General features: G+C 35.5%; 22 protein-coding genes. 17 read left to right on the top strand and 5 right to left on the bottom strand.

All coding sequences use genetic code 11. The annotated features are described in order from the left end of the window. From GQ589_RS09605 to frr, 13 genes are all read left to right on the top strand, one after another. Positions 1-326 (top strand): hypothetical protein (locus GQ589_RS09605; RefSeq protein WP_160425859.1); only part of this gene is annotated, 326 nt, incomplete at its 5' end. Positions 327-395: 69 nt separating this feature from the next. Continuing rightward, on the top strand, positions 396-647 hold the full coding sequence (locus GQ589_RS09600; protein ID WP_160425856.1) for a hypothetical protein: 252 nt from the start codon (positions 396-398) through the stop codon (positions 645-647). Between the two features lie 16 nt (positions 648-663). Continuing rightward, complete coding sequence (locus GQ589_RS09595; protein WP_160425854.1) at positions 664-1,491, top strand: DUF6708 domain-containing protein; 828 nt, start codon at positions 664-666, stop codon at positions 1,489-1,491. A gap of 273 nt (positions 1,492-1,764) precedes the next feature. After that, positions 1,765-2,589: a DUF6708 domain-containing protein gene (locus GQ589_RS09590; protein ID WP_160425852.1), complete on the top strand. Its 825-nt coding sequence runs from the start codon at positions 1,765-1,767 to the stop codon at positions 2,587-2,589. A gap of 26 nt (positions 2,590-2,615) precedes the next feature. Then, a complete protein-coding gene (locus GQ589_RS09585; protein WP_160425849.1) occupies positions 2,616-3,215 on the top strand; it encodes a DUF6708 domain-containing protein in 600 nt (199 codons plus the stop codon). Between the two features lie 45 nt (positions 3,216-3,260). Beyond that, the gene (locus GQ589_RS09580; protein ID WP_160425848.1) at positions 3,261-3,437 is read left to right on the top strand and encodes a hypothetical protein; all 177 of its coding nucleotides are present in this window, start codon (positions 3,261-3,263) and stop codon (positions 3,435-3,437) included. 26 nt (positions 3,438-3,463) lie between these two features. Then, positions 3,464-4,291 carry a DUF6708 domain-containing protein gene (locus GQ589_RS09575; protein WP_160425846.1) on the top strand — a complete coding sequence of 276 codons (828 nt, stop codon included), beginning with the start codon at positions 3,464-3,466 and terminating at the stop codon, positions 4,289-4,291. Positions 4,292-4,357: 66 nt separating this feature from the next. Beyond that, positions 4,358-4,612 (top strand): hypothetical protein, encoded by a 255-nt coding sequence (locus GQ589_RS09570; protein ID WP_160425845.1) that lies wholly within the window; start codon positions 4,358-4,360, stop codon positions 4,610-4,612. Positions 4,613-4,628: 16 nt separating this feature from the next. Then, positions 4,629-5,456, top strand: coding sequence for a DUF6708 domain-containing protein (locus GQ589_RS09565; protein WP_160425842.1), 828 nt, complete (start codon positions 4,629-4,631; stop codon positions 5,454-5,456). 587 nt (positions 5,457-6,043) lie between these two features. Then, positions 6,044-6,784 (top strand): 30S ribosomal protein S2, encoded by a 741-nt coding sequence (gene rpsB, locus GQ589_RS09560; RefSeq protein ID WP_160411803.1) that lies wholly within the window; start codon positions 6,044-6,046, stop codon positions 6,782-6,784. A 93-nt stretch (positions 6,785-6,877) separates the two neighbouring features. Further along, positions 6,878-7,735, top strand: coding sequence for a translation elongation factor Ts (tsf, locus tag GQ589_RS09555; protein WP_160401370.1), 858 nt, complete (start codon positions 6,878-6,880; stop codon positions 7,733-7,735). Positions 7,736-7,851: 116 nt separating this feature from the next. After that, positions 7,852-8,586, top strand: coding sequence for a UMP kinase (gene pyrH, locus GQ589_RS09550; protein ID WP_160401369.1), 735 nt, complete (start codon positions 7,852-7,854; stop codon positions 8,584-8,586). Between the two features lie 29 nt (positions 8,587-8,615). Beyond that, positions 8,616-9,173: a ribosome recycling factor gene (gene frr, locus GQ589_RS09545; RefSeq protein ID WP_160425840.1), complete on the top strand. Its 558-nt coding sequence runs from the start codon at positions 8,616-8,618 to the stop codon at positions 9,171-9,173. Between the two features lie 100 nt (positions 9,174-9,273). Here frr and GQ589_RS09540 read toward each other — a convergent pair whose 3' ends face one another. Then, on the bottom strand, positions 9,274-10,221 hold the full coding sequence (locus tag GQ589_RS09540; RefSeq protein WP_160425838.1) for a hypothetical protein: 948 nt from the start codon (positions 10,219-10,221) through the stop codon (positions 9,274-9,276). A gap of 61 nt (positions 10,222-10,282) precedes the next feature. Next, complete coding sequence (locus tag GQ589_RS09535; RefSeq protein WP_160425836.1) at positions 10,283-11,353, bottom strand: hypothetical protein; 1,071 nt, start codon at positions 11,351-11,353, stop codon at positions 10,283-10,285. 443 nt (positions 11,354-11,796) lie between these two features. Between GQ589_RS09535 and GQ589_RS09530 the strand changes: the two genes are divergently transcribed. After that, positions 11,797-13,002 carry an MFS transporter gene (locus GQ589_RS09530; RefSeq protein WP_160425835.1) on the top strand — a complete coding sequence of 402 codons (1,206 nt, stop codon included), beginning with the start codon at positions 11,797-11,799 and terminating at the stop codon, positions 13,000-13,002. Positions 13,003-13,033: 31 nt separating this feature from the next. Here GQ589_RS09530 and GQ589_RS09525 read toward each other — a convergent pair whose 3' ends face one another. Next, positions 13,034-13,912 (bottom strand): LysR family transcriptional regulator, encoded by an 879-nt coding sequence (locus GQ589_RS09525; protein WP_160411799.1) that lies wholly within the window; start codon positions 13,910-13,912, stop codon positions 13,034-13,036. A 407-nt stretch (positions 13,913-14,319) separates the two neighbouring features. Here GQ589_RS09525 and deoC point away from each other — a divergent pair, with 407 nt between their 5' ends. The 3 genes from deoC (at position 14,320) to ispC (ending at position 16,994) form a co-directional block, all read left to right on the top strand. Next, positions 14,320-14,991: a deoxyribose-phosphate aldolase gene (deoC, locus tag GQ589_RS09520; protein ID WP_160425862.1), complete on the top strand. Its 672-nt coding sequence runs from the start codon at positions 14,320-14,322 to the stop codon at positions 14,989-14,991. Positions 14,992-15,052: 61 nt separating this feature from the next. After that, positions 15,053-15,814 (top strand): DNA-binding transcriptional repressor DeoR, encoded by a 762-nt coding sequence (gene deoR, locus GQ589_RS09515; protein WP_160411798.1) that lies wholly within the window; start codon positions 15,053-15,055, stop codon positions 15,812-15,814. A 1-nt stretch (position 15,815) separates the two neighbouring features. Next, on the top strand, positions 15,816-16,994 hold the full coding sequence (ispC, locus tag GQ589_RS09510; protein ID WP_160425832.1) for a 1-deoxy-D-xylulose-5-phosphate reductoisomerase: 1,179 nt from the start codon (positions 15,816-15,818) through the stop codon (positions 16,992-16,994). 8 nt (positions 16,995-17,002) lie between these two features. On the opposite strand, the gene GQ589_RS09505 is transcribed toward ispC, so the two are convergent. Together GQ589_RS09505 and GQ589_RS09500 are read right to left on the bottom strand one after the other, a co-directional pair. Then, positions 17,003-17,557, bottom strand: a complete 555-nt coding sequence (locus tag GQ589_RS09505; RefSeq protein WP_160425830.1) for a sugar O-acetyltransferase — start codon at positions 17,555-17,557, stop codon at positions 17,003-17,005. Positions 17,558-17,561: 4 nt separating this feature from the next. Further along, positions 17,562-18,521, bottom strand: coding sequence for an aminoimidazole riboside kinase (locus tag GQ589_RS09500; protein ID WP_160425828.1), 960 nt, complete (start codon positions 18,519-18,521; stop codon positions 17,562-17,564). Between the last annotated feature and the right edge of the window lie 256 nt (positions 18,522-18,777).

Raw genomic sequence — 18,777 nt, 5'->3', positions numbered from 1 at the left:
TGCATAATTTTTCACGCTCTTCACTCAACACCACCATATTAATGGTGTGCAAACCTCATACCCATAAAACAATCGACCATATATTATTAGACCCGTTACGTGCAGGCATAGGCAGTTATTTGGTTTGGGGTTGGGTCAATAACTTTATGTGTGCTAACAAATTAGCGGGTCTAAACGACGGAAAATACAAATGGGAACAAGAAACCCAATTTAAAGACAAAATTATTAAAGGCCAAGGCTGGCCCGAATGGATGGTTGAAGCGTTTAATGCCACATCGCAAGCAGAGTTAGCTGAAATTAAACAACGGCATCATGTAAAACAATAAGGTTCAATGGCTCAGGGGTGGTAGGATAAAAAATTCTACTTTGATAAGTATGATCGCAACCGTAATATAATGACAGGGCTGCCTGAGCCTGATTATAACAAAATTGACGAGCCAGCTGAATTTACTTTAACCACATCGGCTAATCATCTTACTGATAAAACAACAACCAATAGCGACAAGCCAGTTCAAAATGGGCTCATTATCAATAAATGGATCGCTGGCACCATAAGTGCATTTAATATTGTAAAATATCAAATCATTGTGCAATACAATAACCGTGAAGACGTGCCATTAATCGTGACTAAAAACAATAAAATTTAAATTAAGGAGCAGAAAAATGCCATCACAATATCAACCCCAAATTTTTGGTTGGATAAGCGATTTAGAAAAAGGCGGTAACTATTTAACGGGTGCGGATCAGCGTCTTCTCTATGCCAATGATAGCTACTGTGCTTTTATTCGTAAAACAAACTCTGATCAGATTTTTTATTTATGTATGAGTTTATTTCTGTCAATTTCAATGTTTTTTGTGATACCTGGTTTATCATATGGACTTATGATATTTAAAATAACATCTGAAACTGAATTTGTTTTTTATGTTTTGGTTGTTATTTTAATCTGTTTTATTCTCGTTTTATATTTAATGATTCCAGAATGTTATCAAAACCTTTTTACACGTCGAGGTAGCCCCATTATTTTTAACCGTAAAACGGGTAAAGTGTATATCAATGAAAGCTATTTTTTTAATTTTAAAGTGTTACGTAATCCGCTAACCTTTTTGCATCCTAATAAAAAACGCATAAAAGAATATGACTGGGCACATTTACAAGGGGTGGTGGTGCATAACTTTTCACGATATTCACTCAACACCACCATATTAATGGTGTGTAAGCCCCATACCCATAAAACAATTGACCATATATTGTTAGATCCATTACGTGCAGGTATAGGCAGTTATTTGGTTTGGGGTTGGGTCAATAACTTTATGTGTGCTAACAAATTAGCGGGTCTAAACGACGGCAAATACAAATGGGAACAAGAAACCCAATTTAAAGAAAAAATTATTAAAGGCCAAGGCTGGCCCGAATGGATGGTTGAAGCGTTTAATGCCACATCACAAGCAGAGTTAGCCGAAATTAAACAACGGCACAATATAACGGAATAGCCCAAAAGCTGTTGTAGTTTGGCAAAAATGGGCAAAGCGGTATGGAAATCTAATTTTAACGATATTGAAAAAATCGAAGTGAAAAAACCGATCCTAACCAGTCAGATAGCCACCTAACGGCGATAACATGGGTAGCGGGCACCTTTGCTTATGATCTAGTAAATAGCTATCAAATCAATATCAGCCCTAATGCACAAGATGATGACGAAATCCCACTTATCATTAATCGTAGCAGCAACCAATTTCACGATGAATAAATAAAAGGAGAATAAAATGCCATCAAAATACCGCCCACAAATCTTTGGTTGGTTTGGTGATCTAGATAAAGGCCCACGTTTAGTGCCCCTGCATGACGATCGCTTAAGCTATGCCAATAATAACTACTGTGCCTTTATTCGTCAGGATCTCAATGATCAGATTTTTTATGCTTGCATTTATTTTGTTGCTATTATTTTGGGAAGTATATTAATAGTCGGATCTTGTACATTTATTATGGATTATGATCATCCTGATAGCGGTAGCATGCTTTGTTTTATAGGAGTTGGTGGCTTTATTACCTGTTGTGCCGCTTTATATCTATCCATTCCTGAATTTTACCAGAATGCTTTCTCCCGTCTTGGCAGCCCCATTATATTTAACCGTAAAACGGGTAAAGTCTATGTTAACGAAAGTTACTTTTTTAACTTTAAAGTATTGCGGCACCCTGCGGTATTTTTACAACCGAAAAAACGCCGAATAAAGGAGTATGATTGGGATGACTTGCATGGCGTTATTATTCATAATATGTCACGTAATGCCCTAACCTCGACCGTGCTAATGGTGTGCCAACCTGGCACACATCAAGTGATTGATCATATTATGTTAGATCCTGCCCGAGCTGGCGCAGGGAGCACATTTGTTTGGGGTTGGATCAATAGTTTTATGTTTTTTTGTCATGTTGCCAATATCGATGATGGTGAATATAAATCAGATCAAGAAGCGGAATTTAAAGCCCATAGGATTGACGGTCAAGGCTGGCCCGAATGGATGGTTGAAGCGTTTAATGCCACATCACAAGCAGAGCTTGCGGAAATTAAACAACGGCATCATGTAAAATAATAAAATTTAAGATAGGGAATAAAACAATGCCATCAAAATACCGCCCACACATCTTTGGTTGGTTTGGTGATCTAGATAAAGGCCCACGTTTAGTGCCCCTGCATGACGATCGCTTAAGCTATGCCAATAATAACTACTGTGCCTTTATTCGTAAGGTTTCCTCAGATCAAATTTTTTATTTATGTATTTACATTATTGCTGTTATTCTTTTATTCATTGCAGTAGTTCTATTATCTATATTAACTTATTTATGTAACCCAATTTTAGAAACTAACATATTTTTAGTTGCCTTAAGTGGTGTTATTTTATGCTTTATTGCTATGTATCTTGTTATTCCAGAAATCTATCAGAATTTATTTTCCCATCGTGGTAGCCCCATTATATTTAACCGTAAAACGGGTAAAGTCTATGTTAACGAAAGTGACTTTTTTAACTTTAAAGTATTTCGGCATCCGGCGGTATTTTTACAACCGAAAAAACGCCGTATAAAAGAGTATGATTGGGATGACTTGCATGGTGTTATTATTCATAATATGTCACGTAATGCCCTAACTTCAACGGTATTAATGGTGTGCCAACCGGACACGCATCAAGTGATTGATCATATTATGTTAGATCCTGCCTGAGCTGGTGCAGGGAGTACATTTGTTTGGGGGTGGATCAATAGTTTTATGGTGTTTTATAAATCAGCCAATATCGATGACGGTGAATATAAATCAGATCAAGAAGTGGAATTTAAAGCCCATAGGATTGACGGTCAAGGCTGGCCCGAATGGATGGTTGAAGCGTTTAATGCCACTTCGCAAGCAGAGTTAGCCGAAATTAAACAACGGCATCATGTAAAATAATAAAATTTAAGATAGGAAATAAAACAATGCCATCAAAATACCGCCCACAAATCTTTGGTTGGTTTGGTGATCTAGATAAAGGCCCTTATAGTGTGCCCCTGCATGATCGTCGCTTAAGCTATGCCAATAATAACTACTGTGCCTTTATTCGTCAGGATTATAATGATCAAATTTTTAATGCTTGTTTGTATATTATTGGTTTTATCTTTGGAACTGGCTCTACTTTTAGTTTTCTTTGGTTAATAACGGAATATGATAATCCTACAATTAAACCGTTTACTTTAATGATAATTATAGTTGGATTTATTGCAAGTTGTTTAGGTATGTATGTTCTAATTCCTGAACTCTATCTAAATTTGTTCTCGCGTCGTGGCAGTCCCATTATATTTAACCGTAAAACGGGTAAAGTCTATGTTAACGAAAGTGACTTTTTTAACTTTAAGTTTTTACGGCATCCGGCGGTATTTTTACAACCGAAAAAACGCCGTATCAAAGAGTATGATTGGGGCGATCTGCATGGCGTTATTATTCATAATATGTCACGTAATGCCCTAACTTCAACGGTATTAATGGTGTGCCAACCCGGCACGCATCAAGTGATTGATCATATTATGTTAGATCCTGCCCGAGCTGGCGCAGGGAGTACATTTGTTTGGGGTTGGATCAATAGTTTTATGGTGTTTTATAAATCAGCCAATATCGATGATGGTGAATATAAATCAGATCAAGAAGCGGAATTTAAAGCCCATAGGATTGACGGTCAAGGCTGGTCAGAATGGATGGTTGAAGCGTTTAATGCCACATCGCAAGAAGAGTTAGCTGAAATTAAACAACGGCATCATGTAAAACAATAAGGTTCAATGGCTCAGGTGTGGTAGGATAAAAAATTTTACTTTGATAAGTATGATTGCAACCGTAATATGATGACAGGGCTTCCTGAGCCTGATTATAACAAAATTGACGAACCAGCTGAATTTACTTTAACCACATCGGCTAATCATCTTACTGATAAAACAACAACCAATAGCGACAAGCCAGTTCAAAATGGGCTCATTATCAATAAATGGATCGCTGGCACCATAAGTGCATTTAATATTGTAAAATATCAAATCATTGTGCAATACAATAACCGTGAAGACGTGCCATTAATCGTGACTAAAAACAATAAAATTTAAATTAAGGAGCAGAACAATGCCATCACAATATCAACCCCAAATTTTTGGTTGGATAAGCGATTTAGAAAAAGGCGGTAACTATTTAACGGGGGCGGATCAGCGTCTTCTCTATGCCAATGATAACTACTGTGCTTTTATTCGTAAAACAAAATCTGATCAAATATTTTACTTATCCATGCTTTTTGTTCTTTGTGTCCTTTCAATACCATTAATCTACTTATCTATAAATTTAATTTTAGAATTAGCATTAAGAAAAGAAACTTTCTTGATGATTAATTTCATCGTGATATTAATTGCTTCTTTAGTTGCTTTATATATATTTATTATCCCTGAATTCTATCAAAACCTTTTTATGCGCCGAGGAAGCCCCATTATTTTTAATCGCAAAACGGGTAAAGTGTATATCAATGAAAGCTATTTTTTTAATTTTAAAGTGTTACGCAATCCGCTAACCTTTTTGCATCCGAATAAAAAACGCATAAAAGAATATGACTGGGCCCATTTACAAGGGGTGGTGGTGCATAATTTTTCACGCTCTTCACTCAACACCACCATATTAATGGTGTGCAAACCTCATACCCATAAAACAATCGACCATATATTGTTAGATCCATTACGTGCAGGCATAGGCAGTTATTTGGTTTGGGGTTGGGTCAATAACTTTATGTGTGCTAACAAATTAGCGGGTCTAAACGACGGCAAATACAAATGGGAACAAGAAACCCAATTTAAAGAAAAAATTATTAAAGGCCAAGGCTGGCCAGAATGGATGGTTGAAGCGTTTAATGCCACATCGCAAGCAGAGTTAGCCGAAATTAAACAACGGCACAATATAACGCAATAGCTGAAAAATAGTTGTAGTTTGGCAAGGATGGGCAAAGCCATGAGGAGCGGTATGGTAATCCAATTTTACTAGTAGTACAGCAAAAAAGTGGAAAATTCTCTATGGTAAAAGTAAAAGAGGATAAAGCATCAAATCTATTTAAAAAAAGATGAAGCCAGTATTCCAATTAAGGAGCTTTACCGTAAAGCAGTTAAGAAGATATTTTAATTTCTATAAAAAACAAATAATCAATCAGAAATTCAATAAAAACATTTATTTTATTGAAGTTGTTATTTTAATTAATTACCATACTCACTACCAATAAACAGCCTAATCACGAACGAATAAAAAACAAACCACACAAAATCACCAACAGTAAGGATAAAAAGCTAGCAATTTTATACAATTTATGGTATAAAACGCGCGCTACATTTCGCATTATTTTTTTACAAAAATAACTGTGAATAACAGCATTACTTTTAATGATTAATTAACGTTATAACACACACATATTATTACACTTTTCCGGGGTGCCTTTTGCTTAATGCAATTAGGTCGGATAAAGCGGATATGTGGAGGCATAACCCCAACGTCAAAATGAGGAAATCATGACTACTACAGTATCAATGCGCGATATGTTACAAGCGGGTGTACACTTTGGACACCAAACTCGTTATTGGAACCCAAAAATGAAACCATTTATTTTTGGTGCACGTAACAAAGTTCACATCATCAATCTTGAAAAAACAGTTCCTATGTTCAACGAAGCATTAGCTGAATTAAATAAGGTTGCCGCTCGTAAAGGTAAAATTTTATTTGTTGGTACAAAGCGTGCAGCTAGCGAAGCGATCAAACAAGCGGCTGAAAGCTGTGGACAATACTACGTTAATCACCGTTGGTTAGGTGGTATGTTGACTAACTGGAAAACAGTACGTCAATCAATCAAACGTCTAAAAGATTTAGAAACACAAGCTAGTGATGGTACATTTGACAAATTAACCAAAAAAGAAGCACTAATGCGTGCTCGTGAAATGGCTAAATTAGAAAATAGCTTGGGTGGAATTAAAAATATGGGTGGCTTACCCGATATGATTTTTGTTATTGGTGCAGACCATGAACATATCGCTATCAAAGAAGCTAACAATTTAGGTATTCCAGTCATTGCTGTTGTTGATACTAACTCAGATCCAGATGGTATTGATTACATCGTTCCAGGTAATGATGACGCAATCCGCGCAATTCAATTATATGTAAATGCGGTTGCTGATGCAGTTCGTGCGGGTCGTGAGCAAAACCAATCTCCAGTCTCTGAAGCAAGCTTTGTTGAAGAAGCTCCAGCAGCTGAATAATAAACTCAAATATTTTCAGGGTCGATCTGTAAAATAATCAAATCGACCCATTCTAATGAAAATCATCACAATGGTTAAATAGAGGATTAAAAAATGGCTGAAGTTACCGCTTCTATGGTAAAAGAACTGCGCGAAAGAACTGGCGCAGGCATGATGGAATGTAAAAAAGCATTAGTTGAAGCTAATGGCGACATTGAACTTGCAATTGACAACATGCGTAAATCAGGTCAAGCAAAAGCGGCTAAAAAAGCAGGCCGTGTTGCTGCTGAAGGTGTGATTATTTCTAAAATCGCTGCTGACAAAAAATTCGGTGTTATTTTAGAAGTTAACTGTGAAACAGACTTCGTTGCAAAAGATGCTGGCTTCCTAGCATTTAGTGACAAAGTAGCACAAGCAGCATTAGCTGATCGTATTACTGATGTTGCAACCCTACAAGCAAAATTTGAAGAAGAGCGCACAGCATTAGTCGCTAAAATCGGTGAAAACATCGGTATTCGTCGTGTTGCTGAAATTGCAGGTGACGTAGTAGGTAGTTACCAACACGGTGCTCGTATTGGTGTATTAGTTGCTGCAAACGGTGCTGACGATGAGTTAGTTAAACACATCGCAATGCACATTGCTGCAAGCAAACCAGAATACGTTGATCCAAGTGATGTTCCTGCTGATGTGGTTGAACATGAACGTAACATCCAAATCGACATTGCAATGCAATCTGGTAAACCACGCGAAATCGCTGAAAAAATGGTTGAAGGTCGTATGCGTAAATTTACTGGTGAAGTTTCTTTAACTGGTCAACCATTTGTAATGGAACCATCAAAAACTGTTGGTGACTTATTAAAAGAAAAGAACGCAGCAGTTGCTTCATTCATCCGTTTTGAAGTGGGTGAAGGTATTGAAAAAGTCGAAGTTGACTTTGCAGCAGAAGTTGCAGCGATATCAAAACAATCTTAATTGTTTAAAAAAAACCGCCGTTAAGGCGGTTTTGTTTATCTACAAAATATCTTAAAATAATTATTTGTTAGTATTTACTGGCTAAATAATCAAGTAACGAAATAGCGAGATTTTATATGGCAACCCCTTTTTATAAACGTATTCTTCTAAAACTCAGTGGTGAAGCGCTACAAGGCGACGAAGGCTTTGGTATTGATGCAACGGTTCTTGATCGCATGGCGCAAGAAATCAAAGAATTAATTGAAATGAACGTTCAAGTTGCAGTTGTGATTGGGGGGGGTAACCTATTTCGTGGTGCAGGTCTTGCAAAAGCAGGAATGAATCGTGTTGTTGGTGATCACATGGGAATGCTAGCAACTGTCATGAACGGTCTTGCAATGCGTGATGCATTACACCGAATTGAAGTAAACGCTCGCCTAATGTCAGCCATTCCATTAAATGGCGTATGCGATGATTACCGTTGGACTGAAGCAATTAGCTTACTTCGTCATGGTAAAGTGGTGATCCTTTCTGCAGGTACAGGTAATCCATTTTTTACAACCGACTCGGCAGCGTGTTTGCGTGGCATTGAAATTGAAGCCGATGTTGTTTTAAAGGCTACCAAAGTTGATGGCGTCTATTCTGCAGATCCTGTAAAAGATCCTAATGCGACACTTTACAAAACACTCAATTATGACAAAGTACTCGAAGACGAATTAAAAGTCATGGATTTAGCTGCTTTTACGCTAGCGCGTGACCACAATTTACCTATTTGTGTTTTCAATATGAATAAACCAGGCGCATTGCGTCGTGTCATTTTAGGTGAACCAGAAGGAACATTAATTAATAACAAGGCAACCGTAACCTGCTAATTATTTTTATTTTAAATAAGGTTTTTATTATGTTAAACGAGATTCAAAAAGAAGCACAAACGCGCATGGAAAAAAGTATCGATGCGTTTCAAACTCACATTTCTAAAGTAAGAACAGGGCGCGCATCGCCAAGCTTATTAGATGGCATTATGGTCGAATATTATGGCAGTCCAACGCCACTACGCCAACTAGCTAACATTGTTGCTGAAGACGCAAGAACGCTAGCGATTACTGTATTTGACAAATCACTTACGCCACTAATTGAAAAAGCAATCTTAACATCAGATTTAGGGCTTAACCCAGCGTCAGCAGGTACTGTTATTCGTGTTCCCCTTCCGCCATTAACTGAAGAACGCCGTCGCGATTTAACTAAAATTGTCCGTAACGAAGCAGAACAAGGCCGAGTATCAATCCGTAATATTCGCCGTGATGCTAACGACCAAATCAAAGCATTACTAAAAGATAAAGAAATATCTGAAGATGATGAACGTAAAGCACAAGATTTAATCCAAAAAGCGACCGATGCCGCAATTAAAAAATTAGATACAGTGCTTGCTGATAAAGAAAAAGAACTAATGGAGTTCTAATTCCTAACTGTTTTCTTTCTAACAAAACAAACGCTCTGCTTAGTAAAACAGAGCGTTTTATTTATTGACAGTAAATATATTGACTATTTTACAGCCATAATTAAAAATTAAGATAATCCTTATCAAGTTCATTTTCGTTATTGCAATAATTTTCTTCTTTTTGCGTACATTGACGAGAAAACTCATCATTTGATTTATCATCAAATTTTTTATACTGACATAGCGAATTAATTAAAGTGAAGTGATTTTTGTTGACATCATATTGGTGTGTTTCTGTCACAATAACAGCGCCATTATCTTTAATAGAACAAAATTTTCGCTTAGTAGCTTGTTTTTTATTTTCATCAAAGGTTATATAACGACCTTCTAAATTTAGATAAACAAACTTTCCTTTTTTCTTATTGAAAGCGTAATAACGATCAATAATTGGGATGTCCACGACATCATCGGTTGTTTGTGAGATATAAAATTCATTATTATCACCATCAAAGTTATAATCATCGGTATTAATGCTTTGATCATCTTCTTTAGATCCAAACAAATAATCATTATATAGATGATAACCTTGTTTTATTGTATCGATTGACATAAATGCATAACCATCAAAATCATCAATTGTTTGCAATAAACTGCCATCTCTTTTTCGGTAAATATTAATACCAACCATTTTAGTCGCACAGCCTTTTATAGATAAAATGACTTTAAAAAAATAATCTTTGGTAGTTCTGTGTTGTAAAAATTCAACATTTTTAGACTTCTTTTCAGACTTATCAGGAATACATCCAAATTTAAATTCACTTTCTAACTTTGTTTTATCTAATGGAATCTTATCTGATTCAACATTATTTTCATCTTTATTTTCGCTTTCAAAAGACGTTTTACCTAATAATTTAGGGGTATTAGTTATATTATTTATATACACAACTCTATTAGTACCATAATCATAATGATATTCTTCTTTATATTTTCCATTAGTTTTAATTTGAATACCATAATCGGCAACTACAAAATTAGGTAAAAAGAATATTAAAATTAAAAAATATTTCATTGTATTTGTACATCCTTACTAATTATTTTAGCCATTTTTTTAGTGATAATTTTTATTGTTTTTACCAGTCTCTAAACGAATTCCATGGTACCCAGTTGATTATTTCACCATTCTTTTTACTTTGATAGCTGACTTTAAACCACAAAAGTTCCTTATTTTTATCTTCAATTTCTTCCATTTTATTTTCGTCCCTCTCTATATCAAGAATTTTGACAAAATCGTTTCGTTTTAAATAGTTATCAATTGGATGCTGAAAATCAGGTTGTTCATAAAGTTGGACTTTTGCTAGTTGAATATAAGAATGAATATCTCGTTTTTTTGTTGATTTATCCAACAGTGCTGAAAGTTTTTTCATATCATAAAAGGTGAAATGACCACTAGAATCAAGAATATCTAAACCAATCATATATGGGAACTGGAGACTATTTGAATTTACCATTCTTTGAAACACTTCAACATTGTTGAAATGGTATTGCTTATCTTTATTGGCCATTATTACCGTATATTTATCTAAATCATAATCTTTGATAGATTGGTAACGTTGATAAAAATTAATATCCCCCACTTTGGCAACAAGCACATCAAAATCTCTATACGCTAGACTTTCATCAGTATGGGGAAAATAAGCATAAGAATTTATTGATTCAGGCGAAAAATAGATAAAAAATTTATATAAATCATCAACTCTATTTAATGTTTGTCTATTTATACAATATGAATATTGTGTCTTCATCAAATTTATTAACCGTCTTCTGACATATACACAATCAGCAGTTAAATGACTATCTAGGATAGTTATTGGAATATAAGCTTCAGTATTATGAGTCCTTGTGCCAGTGTAAAAAAAAGTGGGTTTATTCATCCAATTGACAAATTTAATATCAAGTTCCTCAAACAATCCAATTAAATTTTTAAATTGGTAATCCATATCATCCGATTTAACTTCTAATATAGTAGGTTTTAAAAATTCACCATTTTCATCATCACAGCGATAAGTAGTAAAATGATAAGCTTTAGAGTGGATATTAAAAGAATAATTTTTAATCTCTGTCTTATTTAAGCAAGGTGTCTCCGCATAGCAGATATTACAAATTGTTATGCATATTATTAATATAATACTTTTTTTAAACATTCTTTTTACCAAACAGTGTTTTTATTTTGAATAATAAAGGTTTTATTATGTTAAACAAGCTTCAAAAAGAAGCTGAACTTAGTATAACGAATATGGCTAGCCAAAAAATGTATCCAAGATATAGAACAATTTATACCTTTATTAAACGATTCCGTGTCAAAATTGTAACTATTCTTCAATCACCAAGAACTAATTATACCTATCTATACCTATCTATACCTATCAAAATAAGTTAGAAATAAAATATGTAAAAGCACAATTCATGCCTTTAAAGCATATCTACCTATAAAATATAAGTATTTTACATGGGTTGATGAAGTGCTTATACTCTTAACGAACTTATCTATATAAGTAAGATCATATCAGGTTTAGAAGCGCTTGCTAGCCGAAACACCAACGTTAAATTCACAATTGAACAAGTTGAATAAAAGGGACTTGATATAATGAAAACACCATTATCCAGTCACACTAAATTAGAAAAAAACTCACACTGGTCTGCTGTTTTTTCACTATTTATGGGCGTAACGAGTCTTATTTCGGCTGAATTCATTCCAATTAGTTTATTAACACCTATTGCACAAACGCTAAATATTACCGAAGGAATGGCGGGGCAAACGGTTACCGCAGTGGGGATTTTTGCTGTTCTTGCTAGCTTAATGCTAGCGCCACTAACCCAAAATATAAATAGACGATTGGTGTTATTAACACTGTCTATTTTATTGGTGATAGCTAATATATTAGTCGCATTTACCCCTAATTACACAATTTTATTAATGGGGCGCAGTATATTGGGAATATGTGTTGGTGGATTTTGGTCTATGGCCTCAGCGGTAACGTTACAACTTGTATCGGAAAAAAATCTGCCTCGAGCATTGAGTACTATCTATGCGGGGGTTTCAGTTGCAACGATTATATCACTACCGCTAGCAAGTTATTTAGGAAACCTTATTGGTTGGCGAACTATCTTTTTACTATCCGCATTGCTAGGGGGTATCGCTTTTATTTGGCAATTTATTGCATTACCCTCTTTACCCGCACAGCAAGGTAACAGTTTTAAAAATATGTTTTTACTCTTAAAGCAACGCTGGATAACGCTTGGAATAGTTGCCACCATATTAAGTTATGGGGGATATCATATTTTATTCACTTATTTAAGACCGTTTTTAGAACACAATCTTGCTTTAGCAACCAATACCCTATCTACAATTTTACTACTATTTGGCATTGCTAACTGTATTGGTACTGTTATTGCTGGTTTTGTTATGGGTAAACAATTTAAAACAACTATGATACTGGTTCATTTTATTTTATTGATTCTTGCTGTTATCTTCATGTTCAGCCATACCAATAAAACTATGAGTATATTGCTTATTATTGCTTGGGGATTAATGTTTGGTTTTATCCCTGTGGGATGGTCAACTTGGATTGTCCGCACGCTTGCCGATAAAGCTGAAATGATGGGGGGATTATCGGTTGCTGCCATTCAGTTTTCTATCGGATTAGCGGCTGCAATTGGCGGGTTTATCTTTGATAATAAGGGAATGCAAGGAATCTTTTTTAGTTCTGCGCTAATCTTTTTATTTGCCTTGATATTAATAAAGCTCAGCTTTTGGTTATTTAACCGTATAACAGGGCAATCTCTTACATAAGTAGCGTTTTGTATCACGTTGCAAATAAATATCAAAAATGTTCTTTTAGTTGTTTTAAAAACAGCTCAGCAGCTTTAGAAAATACATGATGCTTTTTCCAAACAATATTTACATCTACCTGTAATTTTGGATATAAAGGTCTAAAACAAAGTGGCGTGTTGCCTGCAGTATTAATTAATTTATCTAAACACAAAGCATAGCCAATATTTTGTTCAACCATTAGTGCCGCATTAAAAATTAAGTTATATGTTGCAGTAATATTTAATTTTTCGTAATTAAGTTTAAACCATTTTTCAATGCTATCACTAACATATTTTTGTTGAGATACAATTAGCGGTAATGCCTGCAAATCAGACGGAGAAATCACCTTAAGGTTTGCTAACGCACAGTCTTTTCTCATTAATACGCCCCAAGTATCTTGTTGAGGAAGACATAATGATTCATACTTTGTTAGATGACTAGGCTCGATTAACACACCAAAGTCCAATAACCCCTTATCAATACGCTCACTTACATCATTTGCATTACCACTATAAATATGGATTCGAATTTGCGGATAGCTATCTTGCATTAATTTAATAACATTCACCACCAACTTCATTGCATCGGTTTCTGCACATCCAATATAAATATCACCACAAACACTTTCGCTTAAGGATTGAAACTCGCTTTCTGTTTTATGAACAAGTTCAAGTATCTCCTCAGCACGTTTACGCAATCTTATACCTTCATCTGTTAAAGTAATTCGCCTGCTGCCTCGAATAAATAGGGGCGTGCCAAGTGACTGCTCAAGCTCCATAAGTTGACGGGATAAGGTAGGTTGAGTCAAATGCAAATTATTTGCAGCAGCGGTAATACTTTCTTCTTTAGCAAGAGCAAGAAAATAACGTAAAATTTTTATCTCTAACATTTACCTTTTCCACCATTTTTTATTTAACAAAATTTTATAGTTAAATGATTTTGTTAAAAATAGAATATTGCTTCTGTTTTATTATTAACATAGTCTTTTAAAAAATCATAAGGTTTTTATCATAACTTACCTTTGTTTAATAAATAACACTTTATTAACGACAGGTTTGCCTAAAAATTATCGAAAACTGATAAAAAATCAGTCAGGAAAGGTATTGATTTTATTGAAGTTTTTTTTGCAGTTTTTTTCCAAAAAAACAAAAACCTTTTATTTTTATCTGTACTCTTTTTTACAATTACTCATAATGTTACTATAATAACATTATCACCCTATATCTGTTATTTAAATAACATTTTACACCTAACAAATTCATTAAATTAGACAGCAAAACTAAAAAATTTAAGGACATCACTATGAATTATGCAAACTATATCGATCATACTTTACTTGCAATGAACGCAACAAAAGACCAAATCACTAAACTCTGTGAAGAAGCCAAACAATATCACTTTTATTCAGTTTGTGTAAATTCAGGCTATGTTCCTTTAGTGGCTAGTTTGCTAAAAGGTAGCGATGTAAAAGTGTGTTCAGTGGTTGGCTTTCCGTTAGGTGCAATGCTAACTAGTGCTAAAGCCTTTGAAACCGAAATGGCCGTTAAAGCTGGTGCGCAAGAAATCGATATGGTTATTAATGTGGGGTGGTTAAAAAGCAACGATTGGGATGCGGTTAAACAAGATATTGAGGCGGTATTTAATGCGTGTGGTGCTATGCCATTAAAAGTGATTTTAGAAACTTGTTTATTAACTAAAGACGAAATTGTTAAAGTCTGTGAAATCTGTAAGCAAATCGGTGTTGCTTTTGTTAAAACCTCGACTGGGTTTAGTGTATCTGGCGCAACGGTTGAGGATGTTAAGTTGATGCGTGATACTGTTGGTAATGCGATGGGCGTTAAGGCATCGGGCGGTATTCGTGATCGTCAAACGGCTGAAAAAATGGTTCATGCGGGGGCGTCACGTTTAGGGGCTAGTGCGGGTATTGCGATTGTTTCTGGTGATGCCACTTCGACCAGTGATTATTAATCAATCATATCAATTAATAAGCTACTTATGTAACTTATTACTGTTGATTTATGGGATTAGCATGGAAACACAATCACAAAAAAGAGTGAATGATCTTATTCAACTTTTAAAAAAAACAGATAAGATTCATTTAAAAGATGCCGCCAAGCTGTTGGCGGTTTCAGAAATGACCATTCGGCGAGATTTGAGTAATGTAGACGGTTCCCTAAGTGTTTTGGGTGGCTATGTTGTTAGTGATGCTCGTCATCAAATCACCCCGTACTTTTTGTCAGACCAACAAGATAAACAGGTTTATGAAAAGCAACATATTGCCAATATAGCCAGTCAATGCGTTGTAGAAAACGATACCGTGTTTTTTGATTGTGGTACCACCATTCCTTTTATTATTGATGCTATTGATGATGATGTGGCGTTTACTGCGATCTGTTATTCGTTAAACGCATTTTTAGCATTACAAAATAAACCCAATTGTAAGACAATTTTATGTGGTGGGCATTATCAGGCGAATAATGCGATTTTTACCGCTATTAGTCAGCCAAGTGAATTAAATTCGATTTGCCCGAATAAAGCATTTATTTCGGCTGCGGGGATTGATATTAAGCAAGGCGTAACGTGTTATCATTTTGATGAGCTTGATATGAAGCGTGCCGCGATACAACGTTCAGGTCAAACTATGTTAATTGCGGATCACACTAAGTTTGATCAAGTGAGGCCAGCTTTTATTGGTGGGTTAACTTTGTTTAATCAAATTATTACAGATAAAGCGCCGAGTAATGAGTTTATTACTTTTTTTAATAACCATAAGATAACGTTAATTTATTAATATGAAAAACATTACAATTTTAGGTTCGACAGGCTCAATTGGTTGCAGTACGCTAACGGTTATTCGTCAAAACTCTCAGCTTTTTAAGGCTTATGCTTTAGTTGGTGGAAGCAATGTAACGAAAATGACTGAGCAATGCCAAGAATTTAAGCCTAAATATGTTGCCATGGCAACCGCACAAGCCGCGGCAGAGTTAAAAGCAAATCTTGCTAATTTAAAATTGGATATTGATGTATTAAGTGGTGAACACGCCATTTGTGACTTAGCGCAGTTGCCTGAAGTCGATCAAGTGATGGCGGCTATTGTGGGTGCGGCAGGATTAAAACCAACGCTTGCTGCGATTAAAAAAGGTAAGCGTATTTTTCTGGCCAATAAAGAATCGCTAGTAACCTGTGGGCATTTGTTTATGCAAGCGCTTAAAGAGTATGGCGCTGAGTTGTTACCAGTGGACAGCGAGCATAACGCTATTTTTCAGAGTTTGCCAACGGCGGTACAGCATGATTTAGGTTTTGCTAGTCTTGCTGATCATGGCATTACTAAAATTGTGTTAACAGGATCTGGTGGACCATTTCGTGATTGGGATTTAGCTAAACTAGCGCACGTTACTCCCGAGCAAGCAGTGGCTCACCCTAATTGGTCAATGGGTAAAAAAATATCTGTCGATTCGGCAACGATGATGAATAAAGGGCTTGAGTATATTGAGGCTCGTTGGTTATTTAATGCTAGTACTGATGAAATGGAAATTATTATTCATCCGCAATCAATCATCCATTCCATGGTGCGTTATCAAGATGGTAGTGTGGTGGCCGAACTTGGTGTGCCTGATATGTGTACGCCAATTGCCTATGCGATGTCATATCCACAGCGTATTTTGTCAACTGTACCACCCTTAGATTTTACAAAAGTTTCGGCATTGACGTTTAATGCCCCTGATTTTAATCGCTATCCTTGCCTAAAATTGGCTATAGATGCTTTTAATCAAGGACAAGCGGCAACGACGGCTTTAAATGCCGCCAATGAAATAGCTGTCGAGGCTTTTTTACAACGCAAAATCGGTTTTATGGATATTGCAAATCAAGTTGCGGCAACCTTAGATAAACTCAATTTACCTGAACCTCAGACCATCGAGGATGTGTTAGTAATTGATAAATGGGCTCGAGAACAGTGTAGTAAGCTATAACTTAAGTGTTATAGCTGTGTTTTATAAACGCGGCAAGGTGTGCCCATCGCAATGACATTGCTTGGTATATCACGATCAACTATACTGCCAGCTGCAATAACTGTGTTATCGCCAATGGTCACATTAGGTAATACAATCACATTGCCGCCGATCCAAACGTGATTGCCGATTGTAATTGGCTTTGCAAATTCAAGTCCGTTATTACGAGTTTGGCAATCTAATGGGTGTCCTGAGGTATAAAATCCACAATTGGGTGCAACCAGTACATTATCGCCAAAAGTAATTTTAGCCGCATCTAACATAATGCAATTGAAATTAGCAAAAAAATTTTCGCCAATTTCAATATTGTAGCCATAATCACATTGAAAACCAGGCATGATCGTAAACTGTTGCCCAGTTTTGCCTAATAGGATTTGGAATAACTGTTGTCGTTGCTGTTTGGCTAATGGCGATAATTGGTTTATTTGAAAACAAAGATCTTGCGCATAAAGCCTTTCGTTAGCCAGTAAATCGATCTCTGGGTTATAGAGCAAACCTGCTAGCATTTTCTCTTTTTCGCTCATGTTACTACGCCATTTGTTTTGCTGTTAATGCAGGGTTATCACTAATAAACGATTGTAAAAAAGCGCTATCAGGAAGTGCAGTTAACGCCCCTTTTTGAGTTGTTGCTAACGCGCCGCAAGCACTGGCAATAGTCATCATGCTTTCTAACATAAGTTTATCGTCTGGCATACCGGACGTTGCAATACTACTTAATAATCCTGCAACGAAAGCATCGCCGGCACCGGTTGTATCAATGCTGTTAACATGATATGAATCGAACGAAAATGTTTTACCATGCCATAAAACTACACTGCCATCTTTACCTTTTGTAACTAATTTGAGTTTTGCATCATAATGTTGTTGTAACTTATTTAAAGCGGCACACCAATCGTTAGATTCGGTTAGCCAAAATAGCTCTTCATCAGAAAGTTTTAGTATGTCGGCATCATGACAAAATTGCGTAATAATTGTGCGCATTTCGTTTTTATCATGCCACATTTGTTCACGTAAATTGACATCAAAGCTGATTAAACCCTTTTTACCATTCAACCTTTCAATCGCTGTTTTTAATGTTTGACGGCAATTCTGCCCAACTAAAGCTAGCGAGCAAAAATGTAAAATATCTTGGTTAAATTTAGGAATCGCTTGTTGAGATAAAAATTGATCGGCCGATGGCGAAACTAAAAAAGTAAAGCTTCGTTCCCCGTTGTTACCTAAATCAACCACTACGGTACTGGTTTTGTGGTGTTCATCTTTTTCAAGGCTTTGGCAATCAACGTGATGTTGGCAAAATGTTTTTTCCATAAAATGACCAAAAGGATCGTTGCCTACTCGCCCAATAAATCCCGACTGAAGACCTAATTTTGCAACACCAATGGCAACATTAGCCGGTGCGCCACCAGCACATGCTTTATAATTCATATCACCAAGGGGTAATAAATCAACGACGGCATCGCCAAGAGACCAAACTTTAGTATTATTCATTTTACGACCTAATTTGTGTTAATTATGTTTAAATTCAGTGAATATATCGATATTTTATGTAAATTAGTTAGGTTTTATTATTTAATATATTGTTATTAAAGATTAATCATAGACTAAATCATTTATCAAAAAAATCATGGTTAATATTAAAAATGTGTGATATTAATCACATATTTCTCTTGTTATTTTAACATTAGTTAACGTTAACAGATAAGTTGGAGTACTATGTAATTATATCAATCTAATATTGGGTGAA

Origin of the sequence: Gilliamella sp. Pas-s27, assembly GCF_009795865.1 — a bacterium.
In the GTDB taxonomy this organism is placed as follows: Bacteria; Pseudomonadota; Gammaproteobacteria; order Enterobacterales; family Orbaceae; genus Gilliamella.
This window is presented reverse-complemented; position numbering and strand designations above follow the sequence as displayed.